We start from the raw sequence: 11,475 nt of genomic DNA on the forward strand, positions 1-11,475 counted from the left end.
TTCAGGGCCTCCAGCGCAGGAAATTGGTGATCAGCGCCAGGCCCAGCGCCTGGCTCTTCTCAGGATGGAACTGCGTGCCGGCGAGATTGTCACGGGCGACCGTGGCCGTCACCGGGCCCCCATAGTCGGCGACCGCGAGGATCTCGTCCGGCTTTTTTGCGTCGAGATGGTAGGAGTGGACGAAATAGGCATGCAGTCCCGCCGCGCCGGTCGGAATGCCGGAGAACAATGGGTGCTTATGCCTCAATTCGATCGTGTTCCAGCCGATCTGCGGGATCTTCAGCGCCGGATCGGAAGGCGTGATCTCCTTGACGTCGCCCGATATCCAGCCGAACCCGTTGGTGACGGTCTTTTCGAGGCCGCGCTCGGACATCAGCTGCATGCCGACGCAAATTCCCAGGAAAGGCCGGCCCTTGGCGATGGCGACGTCCTCGACCGCCTCCCACATGCCGTCCACGGCACGCAGGCCGGCCGCGCAATCGGCGTAAGCGCCGACGCCGGGCAGGACGATGCGGTCCGCGGTGCGCACCCGGTCGGCATCGGCCGTCAGGTCGACCTCGGCCGCGATGCCGGCCTCGCGCGCGGCGCGCTCGAAGGCCTTGGTGGCCGAGCGCAGATTGCCCGAACCGTAATCGATGATCGCAACCCGCATCTCAGCGCCGTCCCGGAATGTGGGTCAGCCCCAGCGCCATGCCGGGCTGCGCCGGGCGCGCCAAAGCGGCATCGGGAATGATGCGCGGCGCGGGTGCTGCTTCATCCGAAAGCCCTTCCACCTCAAGGGCATAGCGCATGTCGGCATCGCTGAGCCAGCCGGCCTCGACGACGCCCCACTCATGCCAGCCGCGGCGGCGCAGTGCCGCGATGCGCAAGCCCTGTCCTTCCAGTCCGACATAGAGCGAGACGAGCAGCGACAAAAGCGAGCCGGCCACACCGAGGCCAAGTCTCTGGCCAAGCATTGAAAGCACGCCCATGACGACAAAGGCGAGCGCCGCTTCGACCCACATCCGGTGCCAGGCAAGCCACAGCGGCGGCACCAGCAGGCCGAGCCAGGTGAAGCCGTCGCGGACTAAGGTCGTCGTGTCGACTTTCTCGCTGCGGCCAGGCGGCTCCATCACGACATAGGCGGTCATGAGGCTATCCCTTCAAAGAACCCTTGGTGGAGGGAACCGCGTCAGGCTGGCGCGGATCGCGCTCGAGCGCGGCGCGCAGCGCGCGCGCCACCGCCTTGAAGCAGGTCTCGGCGATATGATGGTTGTTGGCGCCATAATGGTTGGTGACATGCAGCGTGATGCCGGCGTTCTGCGCCAGCGCCTGGAAGAATTCGCGCACCAGTTCGGTGTCGAAGGTGCCGATCTTGGGCGACGAGAACGACACGTTCCAGACCAGGAAGGGGCGGCCCGACACGTCGATCGCCGCGCGCGTCAGCGTCTCGTCCATGGCAAGGTCAATCGAGGCGTAGCGCATGATGCCGCGCCGCTCGCCCAACGCCTTGGTCAGGGCCTGCCCGAGCGCGATGCCGGTGTCCTCGACCGTGTGGTGGTCGTCTATGTGCAGGTCGCCCGTCGCCCTGACGGTCATGTCGATCAGGGAATGGCGGGAAAGCTGGTCCAGCATATGGTCGAAGAAGCCGACACCGGTGGCGATGTCCGATTTGCCGGAGCCGTCGACATGGACCGACACGGAGATGTCGGTTTCCCCAGTCTTGCGGCTTGCATCGGCGGAACGAGGCGCCATCACTCTATCCTTGTGCCAGTGGTACAGATCGTGACCGGTTCACGGGTCTCAAGCGCTCGCTGGCTTGAAAACGAGAGCCTTCTAGCAGCATGATCCGGCGATTGCCAGTTGCGATCCCGGCCGCTATCGAGCGGTTTGCAATCATTGGCCCCGTGCATACATATGGCCGATCAAAGTCACTCGTACCGCGCCAAATCGCCTTTTGAAGGGATGGTGCGAATCGGAGCCAAGAGAAATGTCCAATGAATTGACCATGCACGCCACGACCATCGTGACGGTGCGCAAGGGCAACAAGGTGGTGATCGCCGGCGACGGCCAGGTCAGCCTGGGCCAGACCATCATGAAGGGCAATGCCCGCAAAGTGCGCCGCATCGGCAAGGGCGGCAATGTGATTGCCGGTTTCGCGGGCGCCACCGCCGACGCCTTCACGCTGCTGGAACGCCTCGAAGCCAAGCTCGAACAATATCCCGACCAACTGACGCGCGCCTGCGTCGAGCTCGCCAAGGACTGGCGCACCGACCGCTATCTGCGCCGGCTGGAGGCGATGATGCTGGTCGCCGACAAGTCGGTCTCGCTGGCGCTGACCGGCAATGGCGACGTGCTGGAACCCGAACATGGCGTCATGGCAATCGGTTCGGGCGGCAATTACGCGCTCGCTGCGGCGCGCGCGCTGATGGACACCGACAAGGATGCCGAGGAGATCGCCCGCAGGGCGATGCAGATCGCGTCCGACATCTGCGTCTACACCAACAACAATTTCGTCGTCGAAACGCTCGATGCCGCCTGAAGCAGACCATGACCCCGCAAGGTGGGAACCGGTTTTCGGAAAAGATCATGGTCAAACAAGAAAGTAGCTACGATTTTCGGCCGGTGACCAAAAAGGACCTGCCGATGATCGCCGGCTGGCTCGCCGAGCCTCATGTTGCGGAGTGGTGGGACGATCCCGAGACGGAAATCGCGGAGATTGCCGATCACCTAGACTCGATTTCCGTCGAGCCGCTGATCGTTGAGCTCGACGGAAAGCCGATCGCCTATCTGCAGAGCTATGACCCGCACATGGAAGACGGCCATCCCTATGCCGATCAGCCGTTCGGCACGCTGGGCATCGATGTCTCGATCGGCCGGCCGGAACTGATCGGCATCGGCCATGGCTCTGCCATCGTGCGTCAGTTCGTCGAAGACCTGTTCGAGGAAGGCGTGCCGCGTGTCATCATCGATCCCGACCCCGCCAATCTCAGGGCCATCCGCGCCTATGAAAAGGCGGGTTTCCGGGCCATTGATCGCAGGCAGTCGATCCATGGCGACGTCGTGCTGATGGCGATCGATGCCGAAGACGCGCAAGAGGGGTAATCCAGGGCATGGTCACATCCAGCGAGGACAAGGGCCTTTCGGCCTACGAAGACAGCTGGCGGATGGGGCTGCTGATCGTCGCCGGCCTGCTCGTCGCCCAGGCTCTCACGCTCTACCTGATGGGCCATCCGCCGATCTGCACCTGCGGCTATGTCAAGCTGTGGCATGGCGTGGTGAACAGTTCGGAGAACTCCCAGCACATTTCGGACTGGTACACTTTCTCGCACATCATCCACGGCTTCCTGTTCTATGCGCTGGCCCGGTTCCTGTTCCCGCGCTCGCCGATCGGCTTGCGGCTGGCATTCGCCGTCCTCGTCGAGGGCGGCTGGGAAATCCTCGAAAACAGCCCGTTCATCATCGAGCGCTACCGCGCCGGCACCATTTCGCTCGATTATTACGGCGACTCGATCATCAATTCGGTGTCCGACACACTGGCCATGGTGCTGGGATTTGTGATGGCGCGAAGGCTACCTATATGGGTGATCGTTAGCCTCGCCATCCTCTTCGAACTGGGTACCGGCTACCTTATCCGGGACAATCTTACACTCAACGTGATCATGCTGCTGCATCCGTTCGAGGCCATCAAGCAGTGGCAAAGTGGAATTTAGTGATATGAGCACATTTTCTCCCCGCGAAATCGTTTCGGAACTCGACCGCTTCATCATCGGCCAGAAGGACGCCAAGCGCGCCGTGGCCATTGCCTTGCGCAACCGCTGGCGCCGCCAGCAGCTCGAAGGCCAGATGCGCGAAGAGGTGATGCCGAAGAATATCCTGATGATCGGCCCGACCGGCGTCGGCAAGACCGAGATCTCGCGCCGCCTGGCCCGGCTGGCCGGCGCGCCTTTCGTCAAGGTCGAAGCGACCAAGTTCACCGAAGTCGGCTATGTCGGTCGCGACGTCGAGCAGATCATCCGCGATCTGGTCGAAATCGCCATCGGGCTGGTGCGCGAAAAGATGCGCGAGGACGTGAAGGCACGCGCCCACGTCAACGCCGAGGAACGCGTGCTGGAAGCGTTGGTCGGCAAGACGGCGAGCCCGGCGACGCGCGATAGTTTCCGCAAGAAGCTGCGCGACGGCGAACTCGACGACAAGGAAATCGAAATCGAGGTGGCCGACACCGGCAATGGTGGCATGCCCGGCTTCGAAATTCCCGGCATGCCGGGCGCCAATATCGGCGTGCTCAACATCAACGACATGCTGTCGAAGGCAATGGGCGGCAAGAAGACCAAGCTGCGCAAGACGACGGTGAAGGAGTCCTACGACCTGCTGGTCAGCGACGAGTCCGACAAGTTGCTCGACCAGGACGAGGTGGTGCGCCGGGCTCTGGACGCAGCGGAAAATGACGGCATCGTCTTCCTCGACGAGATCGACAAGATTGCCGCCAGGTCGGATATTTCGGGCGGCCCGTCGCGCGAAGGCGTGCAGCGCGACCTGCTGCCGCTGGTCGAGGGCACCACGGTGGCGACCAAATACGGGCCGTTGAAGACGGACCATATCCTGTTCATCGCCTCGGGCGCGTTTCACGTCTCGAAACCGTCGGACCTGTTGCCGGAATTGCAGGGCCGCCTGCCAATCCGCGTCGAACTGCGTGCGCTGGAGAAGGACGATTTCGTCCGCATCCTGACCGAGACCGAGGCGAGCCTGATCAAGCAGTATATCGCGCTGATGAAAACCGAGGGCGTCGAGCTGACCTTCACCGACGACGCCATCGATTCGCTGGCCGGCGTCGCCGTCGACCTCAATGCCAGCATCGAGAATATCGGCGCGCGGCGGCTGCAGACGGTGATGGAGCGGGTGCTGGACGAGATCTCCTACGATGCGCCCGACCGCAACGGCACGGCCGTCACCATCGACGCCGCCTATGTGCAGAAGCATGTCGGAGACCTCTCCAGAAACACCGATCTGTCGCGGTTCATCCTCTGAACGAAGACGCCGGAGCAGTCCGGCGCGGCATCGAGTAACAACTCCGGCAGGAGCCATGTGTGGCCAGATGGTACCATCTGGCCACCTTTCGTCTCGCCGGATGAAGAGGCGCTCTCGACTCGACCAGGTGCTTTACCTAGTTTGCGCGGCAATTCTCTAGGCGGCGGCGCATGAAAAAACTCATCCTGGTCATTCTCGGCTTGACGCTGGCGGCGACGCTGTTCGCCGCCGACGCGGCGACATTGGTGCCGCCGGGAAACCGCAATGCCGAGCAGCCCGACATTCCCGGCGCCTCCAGCCGCCGCACCCAGGCGACCAACACCAGCTTCCAGGCGAAGTATCGCAAGGTCTACGCGCTGTTGCAGAACGACCCCGACCTGCGCGGCAAGATCAAGAAGGCGGCAAGCGCCTATGGCATCGACCCGATGCACATCGTCGGCGCCATCGTTGGCGAGCACACCTACAATGTCGACGCCTATGACCGGCTGCAGACCTATTATGTCAAGGCGATCTCCTACCTCTCGAGCAAGCTCTCCTTCGCCTATGATGGCGAGGACATTACCGATTTCGTGCAGCGGCCGGAATTCAGGAAGTGCGCCGCGATTTCGGACAGCTACGATCTGTGGGAATGCCGTGAACAGGTTTGGAACCGCTCGTTTCGCGGCAAGACCGTCGGCGGCGAGGATTTCCCCGACAACCGGTTCGGCGCCACCTTCTTCCAGCCCTACTATGCCGGCCAGACCTTCGGCCTCGGCCAGCTCAACCCGCTCACCGCCCTGCAGATGAGCGATCTCGTGCACAAGGTCTCCGGCTTGCCGAAGCTCGACGTCTCCGATCCCAATTCGGTCTACAAGACCATCATGGATCCGGACCTGACGCTTCCTTACGTCGCCGCGACGATCAGGAAGTCGATCGACGCCTATAAGAGCATCGCCGGCTTCGACATTTCGGGCAATCCGGGCCTGACCGCCACGCTCTACAATGTCGGCAATCCGGAACAGCGCGCTTATGCGCTGAAGGTGGAAAACGAAAAACGCCGCGCCACCGGCGAGCCGGAGAAGCTGCCGGAAGAGAATTATTACGGCTGGCTGGTCAACGACAAATTGCCGGAGCTGAAGGCGCTGTTTTAGCGGCTCAGGTGCGCTTGCATTAACTCGTCGACGCCTGCGTCGCCCCTCATTGTCCTGCCGGACGTTCGTCGTTCGAAAAGCCAAGCAATTGGCTTTTCGTCCGCTGCGCGGACCACTTCTCAACTCCCCGTATAGTGACGGGGAGAAATGTGCTGTTATCAACGATCTCGCCAATCGTGATGAATTGCGGTGAGGTTGCCATAGCCCCTTCTCCCCGTTCTACGGGGAGAAGATGCCGGCAGGCAGATGAGGGGCGGCGCCGACATCCACAAGGTGCACGACCCCTATGCCGCCAGCAACGCCTTCAGCTTGACTTCAGGCGATCCCAGCGCGTCCGCCGACGGTTTTGCCCGCTTCGCGATCAGCATCTCGGCCAGCCTGATGTCGCGCGCCACCGCATTGCCCGGGCCGATGCCGCTGGCCGCCACCAGCCTGCCGTCTTCGGCCAGATGAAAGAGGATGAAGGCGCCGTCACCGAGATCGCGGCGCACGGTGCTACGGCCTTCGTCGGACAATCCCGCGATCTGCAGGGACAGGCCATACTGATCCGACCAGAACCACGGCACAGCGGCATGCGGCTCGCCGGCGCCCAGCATGTTCCTGGCCGCCAGTGCGCCCTGTTCCTGCGCGTTGCGCCAGGCTTCCAGCCGCACGCGGCGGCCGCCATAGATGGCAAGCGGGAACGAGCAGCAGTCGCCGGCGGCGAAGATGTCGGGATCGCTGCTGCGCAGTTCTGCGTCGACCGCGATGCCGTTTTCGATGGCCAGGCCGGCCTCCGCCGCCAGCCCGGTCACCGGCACGGCGCCGATGCCGATCACGGCGAGGTCGGCAATGATCTCGCGCCCGCCGGCAAGCGTCACCCGCACCTCCTCGCCGTCGTCGGCGACGGCGGAGATGCCTTCCCCGCAGATCACGTCGACACCCTCGGCGACATGCGCGTCATGGATGATTTCGGCGATCTCGGCCGGAACGCCGCGCATCAGGATGCGCGACTGCGCCTCGATGACGGTGACATCTGCGCCGAGCTTGCGCGCCGCCGCGGCAAGCTCGAGGCCGATGAAGCCGCCGCCGATGACGGCGATGCGATTGCCGGCGCTGAGATGAGCGCGGATGGCCAGCGCATCGGCGAAGGTCCTGAGATAGACACAGCGTCCGCCAAGGCCAGGCATCGGCAGCTTGCGTGGGGTCGAGCCAGTGGCCAGCAGCAGCCTGTCGTAGGGCAGCACCGAGCCGTCGGACAGGCGCACCGTGTGCGCCGCGCGATCGATCGCGATCGCCTGAACGGAATGGATATGCCGGATCGCTTTTCCCGCCAGGATTTCGTCGCTGGCGATCGCCTTGATTGCAGGCGCGTCGCTGGCCATCGCCTCCTTGGACAGAGGTGGCCTCTCATAGGGCAGATGCGGCTCGTCGCCGACCAGCGTCACCGGCCCGTCATAGCCGAGATCGCGCAGCGTCAGTGCTGCCCGTCCGCCGCATTCGCCGGCCCCGATGATCACCATTCCCGGCGCCATGCCCTTTACCCGATCTGAACCAGCACTTTGCCGGCGTCGACCTTGACCGGATAGGTCCTGAGGTTGACGCAGGCCGGCGCGCCCCTGGCCGCGCCCGTCTTGTAGTTGAAGCGGCCATTGTGCTTGGGGCATTCGATGATGTCGTCCATCACCAGCCCGTCGGCGAGATGCACCTTCTCATGCGTGCAAAGTCCGTCGGTGGCGAAATAATCGTCGTCAGGGCTGCGATAGATGGCGAAGGTACGCCCGCCATGATCGAAGCGCATCACATCTTCTTCGTCGATGTCACCGGCGGCACAGGCCTCGACCCAATCGCTCATTCAGTCCTCCCCTGGAGTTGTCGGATGTCATTCCGCCGCCGCGGCGACGATGTCGTTGTGGAATTCCTCGCGGTACGGCCTGGCGGTCGGCGGCAGCTCGCGCTTGAGGAAATAATCCTCGTTGCGCAGCTGGCGGCGGAAGGCCGGGATCATCTCGCGGTAACCGGCCAGGATCGAGGGCGTCGGCGCCGGCAAATCGTGCTTGATCAGCGCGTGCAGCCTGGGCAGCGCATGGTAGGGCACCATCGGGAACATGTGATGCTCGACATGGTAATTCATGTTCCAGTAGATGAAGCGGCTGATCGGGTTCATGTAGACGGTACGGCTGTTCAGCCGATGATCGGTGACGTTGTCGGCAAGGCCGCCATGCTGCAGCAGGCCGACCATCACATGATGCCAGGCGCCGTAGAGCCGGGGCAGGCCGACCAGCATCAAAGGCAGGAACGACCCGGTATAGAGTGCCAGCGCGATAGTCGCTGCATAGATCGCCGTCCAGATGCGGGCAATATGGATCGCCTTGGGCTGCTCCTGTTCGGGAATGAAGGTTTTTTCCGCAGCGCTGATGTTGCCTGCGGCGTTGCGCAGCATGTCCGACATCGCGTGCCAGGCGTCGAGCACGCCGACAAAACCGAGGACGAGGCGCGCCAGGTCCGGCGGCCGCATCACCGAGATCTCGGGATCGCGGCCGACGATGATGGTGTCGGTGTGATGGCGCGTGTGGCTCCAGCGCCAGGTCACCGGGTTGCGCATGATCATGAAACAGGCGATCTGATAGACCGCGTCATTCATCCACTGTGTGCGGAACGCGGTTCCGTGGCCGCATTCGTGCCAGCGTGAATCGGTCGACGAGCCGTAGAGCACGCCATAGACGAAGAAGAAGGGCACGCACCACCAGCTACCCCAGAACCAGGCACCGCCGGCGCCGCTGACGATGAGTGCGGCCAGCCAGATCGCGGTGTCGCGGATCGCCGGGCCATCGGAGCGCTGCATCAACTCCTTCATCTGCTTGCGGGGAATGTCGGTGTGATACCACTCGGCCGCCGACAGGCCGTTCTCGACGGCAAGCCGGGCGTCGCGGCCGATCAGGCTGTAGTCACGCCGGGACGGCGCTGCGGTCATGATTGCCTCCCAAGGCAACGGGCTCGATACCCAGAAATAACGCCGCGCCATGATAGACTCAACATCACAAAGATAGTTTCTATCATTTCCTATCAAAGTAAGGTATCGATATCAGGCAATCGAGCGGGGACGATCATGGCGAAACGGCCGACCATCACTGATCTGGCGCGCGTCTCCGGCGTCAGTGTCGCCACGGTGGACCGCGTGCTCAACAATCGCTTGCCGGTGCGCGAGGAAACGGCGCGCCGCGTCTACGAGACCGCGACCGAGATCGGCTATCATGCCGCCGGCCTGATCAAGCAGAGGATGCGCCACGAGCTGCCGGAATACCGGCTAGGCTTCCTGCTTTTGAGAGGCAACGACGTCTTCTACACGGAGTTCGCGCGGCAGCTCGAACTCGCGGTGTCGCAATCGCAGCGCTTCCGCGGCGTCGCCATCATCGACTTCGCCAGTTCGCTGACGCCGGATGAAATCGTCGAGCGCACGCGCAAGCTGGCGGCCAAATGCAGGGCGGTCGCCCTGGTCGGGCCCGATCATCCGGCGCTGACGGTCACCGTCGAGGAGATGAAGGCCAAGGGATTGCCGGTCTTTTCCCTGCTGTCCGACTTCGCGGCCGGCATTCGCGAGGGCTATGTCGGCCTTGACAACCGCAAGGTCGGCCGCACCGCGGCCTGGATGATCTCCAAGGCGGCGAAGCGGCCGGGCAAGGTCGCGCTCTTCGTCGGCAGCCACCGCTTCCACGGCCATGAACTGCGCGAGATCGGCTTCCGCTCCTTCTTCCGCGAGCAGGCGCCGGACTTCACCTTGCTGGAAACGCTGGTCAATCTCGAGGCCAACCAGATCACGCAGGACACGCTGCTCGACCTGCTCGGCCGCCACCCGGACCTCGTCGGCTGCTACGTCGCGGGCGGCGGCATGGAAGGCGCGGTCGCGGCGCTGCGGCAGGCTAGGCCCGCCGAGATGCCGGCGGTCGTCTGCAACGAGATATCGGCGGTCTCGCGGTCCGCCCTGGCGGATGGGGTGCTGACCATGGTGATCTCCACGCCGCTGGCTGCCTTGTGCCGCGAACTGCTCGGCCTCATGGCGCATGCCATCGAGACGGGCGCGGCCAACGCACCCGGCCAGACCTTCCTGCCGTTCGACATCTACCTGCCCGAGAACATCTAGCGAGCTTTGGCCTAAAGCATAGCGCCCGACCTGCATCCAAATTGACGCATTACCGATCGCTAATATATACATACCCAATGGACGGGGATGGGTTTGGGTATATCGCTTTTGGGAGCGACGAGCTCTATGCGCGCGGCGCGCTGTTCAGCGCGCTTCGCTTGCTTCACTATTGCCCGGGTGCCAGGATCACGGTGCTGACCGACCGACCCTCCATTTTCGACGGCTACCCCATCGAAGCGATCGAGCTCACGGCCCAGAGACAGACCGAGATGTCCTTCGGCAATCGATACAGATTTGGCATCAAGGCCGCCGGCATCATCGATCTGCTTCAACGTTGCGAGCGCCTGTTCTTCATGGATGCGGACATGTATCCGACCGGCGACATATCGCGCTGTTTCAACCGAATTTCAGCCTTGTCCTCGATAATGTGGCGGTGCGAAGGGCGCCCAAAGGCTCCCTATCGCTCGCTCGAAGGCGAGGGGCTCTCCATTGGAGGCCGCATCCTGATCGGAGATGAAACGATGTGGGCGAGCGGCGTCCTTGGCGTTCATCATCACAACATTCCGGCGCTGGAGCGAGCATACGCGGCCAGCGAGAAAGTCAGTGAAATCGTGCATTTGCACACCCCGGAACAATTCTGTACCGGCGTCGCGCTATCCCAGGATGGGCGAACGATCAGCCGCCACTGGCTGCCGATCCGCAACTACAGTACCAGGGGAAAGAAGCTCCATGCCCGAAGGCGAATTGGAGCTTTCTTCGATCTCAACGGCAAGCTCAGTGTCGAACGGCAGGTGAAGCAGGCGGCGTCGTGCAGGGTCTGGAGAGCGCCGCTCGACCTCTTGTTGCAGAGAGACATCTGGCATTTCTGAACGCCATGCCATCGCCCGCCGACGGCATCCAAGGAATGGACCCGGCGCGCAGACGCCGTCGGCTCCGCACCGCATTCCCGTGTCCGCCAAAATCGCACATCCGGTTCTGGAATCTCCCTTGACGCCTCCCGAGCAAATGGAATAAATATTTCACCAGTCACGTATTTTGGTTCTTTCGTTCCGGAACATCTGTTTCATCAAGAGGCCTTGGCGTTCCAGCAAACGGCAGGCGCAACCCGGGGAGAGAGACGGTAATCGGGAGAGATTCCCCAGGCAGAACGGGGATTCCGGAGAGATCGGTGCAACCGGACACCAAAAGTGGAGGAGAAATACAATGAAGAAACTGCTT

The 11,475-nt window shown here is 62.9% G+C and carries 14 protein-coding genes; 7 read left to right on the forward strand and 7 right to left on the reverse strand.

Annotation, left to right across the window (positions count from 1 at the left end):
- Nucleotide 1: 1 nt before the first annotated feature.
- The 3 genes from hisH to hisB are packed head-to-tail and all read right to left on the reverse strand — an operon-like array spanning nucleotide 2 to nucleotide 1,734.
- Entirely contained in the window at nucleotides 2-652 is a 651-nt protein-coding gene (hisH, locus tag FJ936_RS29895; protein WP_140792012.1) for an imidazole glycerol phosphate synthase subunit HisH, read from the reverse strand.
- Between the two features lies 1 nt (nucleotide 653).
- Entirely contained in the window at nucleotides 654-1,130 is a 477-nt protein-coding gene (locus tag FJ936_RS29900) for a DUF2628 domain-containing protein (RefSeq protein ID WP_140792014.1), read from the reverse strand.
- 4 nt (nucleotides 1,131-1,134) lie between these two features.
- Nucleotides 1,135-1,734 (reverse strand): imidazoleglycerol-phosphate dehydratase HisB, encoded by a 600-nt coding sequence (hisB, locus tag FJ936_RS29905; protein ID WP_140792016.1) that lies wholly within the window; start codon nucleotides 1,732-1,734, stop codon nucleotides 1,135-1,137.
- 235 nt (nucleotides 1,735-1,969) lie between these two features.
- Here hisB and hslV point away from each other — a divergent pair, with 235 nt between their 5' ends.
- From hslV to FJ936_RS29930, 5 genes are all read left to right on the forward strand, one after another.
- Entirely contained in the window at nucleotides 1,970-2,521 is a 552-nt protein-coding gene (gene hslV / locus FJ936_RS29910) for an ATP-dependent protease subunit HslV (RefSeq protein WP_015314580.1), read from the forward strand.
- A gap of 47 nt (nucleotides 2,522-2,568) precedes the next feature.
- Entirely contained in the window at nucleotides 2,569-3,084 is a 516-nt protein-coding gene (locus FJ936_RS29915; RefSeq protein ID WP_140792018.1) for a GNAT family N-acetyltransferase, read from the forward strand.
- A gap of 8 nt (nucleotides 3,085-3,092) precedes the next feature.
- Entirely contained in the window at nucleotides 3,093-3,692 is a 600-nt protein-coding gene (locus FJ936_RS29920; protein ID WP_140792020.1) for a DUF2585 domain-containing protein, read from the forward strand.
- Nucleotides 3,693-3,696: 4 nt separating this feature from the next.
- Entirely contained in the window at nucleotides 3,697-5,007 is a 1,311-nt protein-coding gene (gene hslU / locus FJ936_RS29925) for an ATP-dependent protease ATPase subunit HslU (protein ID WP_015314577.1), read from the forward strand.
- Between the two features lie 170 nt (nucleotides 5,008-5,177).
- Nucleotides 5,178-6,137, forward strand: coding sequence for a DUF1402 family protein (locus tag FJ936_RS29930; RefSeq protein WP_140711844.1), 960 nt, complete (start codon nucleotides 5,178-5,180; stop codon nucleotides 6,135-6,137).
- A gap of 284 nt (nucleotides 6,138-6,421) precedes the next feature.
- Here the strand turns inward: FJ936_RS29930 and FJ936_RS29935 are convergent, their stop codons facing one another.
- From FJ936_RS29935 to FJ936_RS29945, 3 genes are read right to left on the reverse strand one after another with little or no spacing between them, the layout of a single operon-like run.
- The gene (locus tag FJ936_RS29935; RefSeq protein ID WP_246680610.1) at nucleotides 6,422-7,639 is read right to left on the reverse strand and encodes an FAD-dependent oxidoreductase; all 1,218 of its coding nucleotides are present in this window, start codon (nucleotides 7,637-7,639) and stop codon (nucleotides 6,422-6,424) included.
- A gap of 17 nt (nucleotides 7,640-7,656) precedes the next feature.
- The gene (locus FJ936_RS29940) at nucleotides 7,657-7,971 is read right to left on the reverse strand and encodes a MocE family 2Fe-2S type ferredoxin (RefSeq protein ID WP_141907458.1); all 315 of its coding nucleotides are present in this window, start codon (nucleotides 7,969-7,971) and stop codon (nucleotides 7,657-7,659) included.
- Between the two features lie 27 nt (nucleotides 7,972-7,998).
- On the reverse strand, nucleotides 7,999-9,090 hold the full coding sequence (locus tag FJ936_RS29945; RefSeq protein ID WP_015314573.1) for a fatty acid desaturase family protein: 1,092 nt from the start codon (nucleotides 9,088-9,090) through the stop codon (nucleotides 7,999-8,001).
- A gap of 135 nt (nucleotides 9,091-9,225) precedes the next feature.
- Here FJ936_RS29945 and FJ936_RS29950 point away from each other — a divergent pair, with 135 nt between their 5' ends.
- Complete coding sequence (locus FJ936_RS29950; protein WP_015314572.1) at nucleotides 9,226-10,257, forward strand: LacI family DNA-binding transcriptional regulator; 1,032 nt, start codon at nucleotides 9,226-9,228, stop codon at nucleotides 10,255-10,257.
- Nucleotides 10,258-10,448: 191 nt separating this feature from the next.
- Complete coding sequence (locus FJ936_RS29955; RefSeq protein WP_224622821.1) at nucleotides 10,449-11,126, forward strand: hypothetical protein; 678 nt, start codon at nucleotides 10,449-10,451, stop codon at nucleotides 11,124-11,126.
- Nucleotides 11,127-11,283: 157 nt separating this feature from the next.
- Here the strand turns inward: FJ936_RS29955 and FJ936_RS30745 are convergent.
- Nucleotides 11,284-11,475, reverse strand: a 192-nt coding sequence (locus FJ936_RS30745) for a hypothetical protein (protein WP_210245837.1), incomplete at its 5' end; no start/stop codon positions are given.

The sequence above is a fragment of the Mesorhizobium sp. B2-4-13 genome, assembly GCF_006658535.1.
In the GTDB taxonomy this organism is placed as follows: Bacteria; Pseudomonadota; Alphaproteobacteria; order Rhizobiales; family Rhizobiaceae; genus Mesorhizobium; species Mesorhizobium australicum.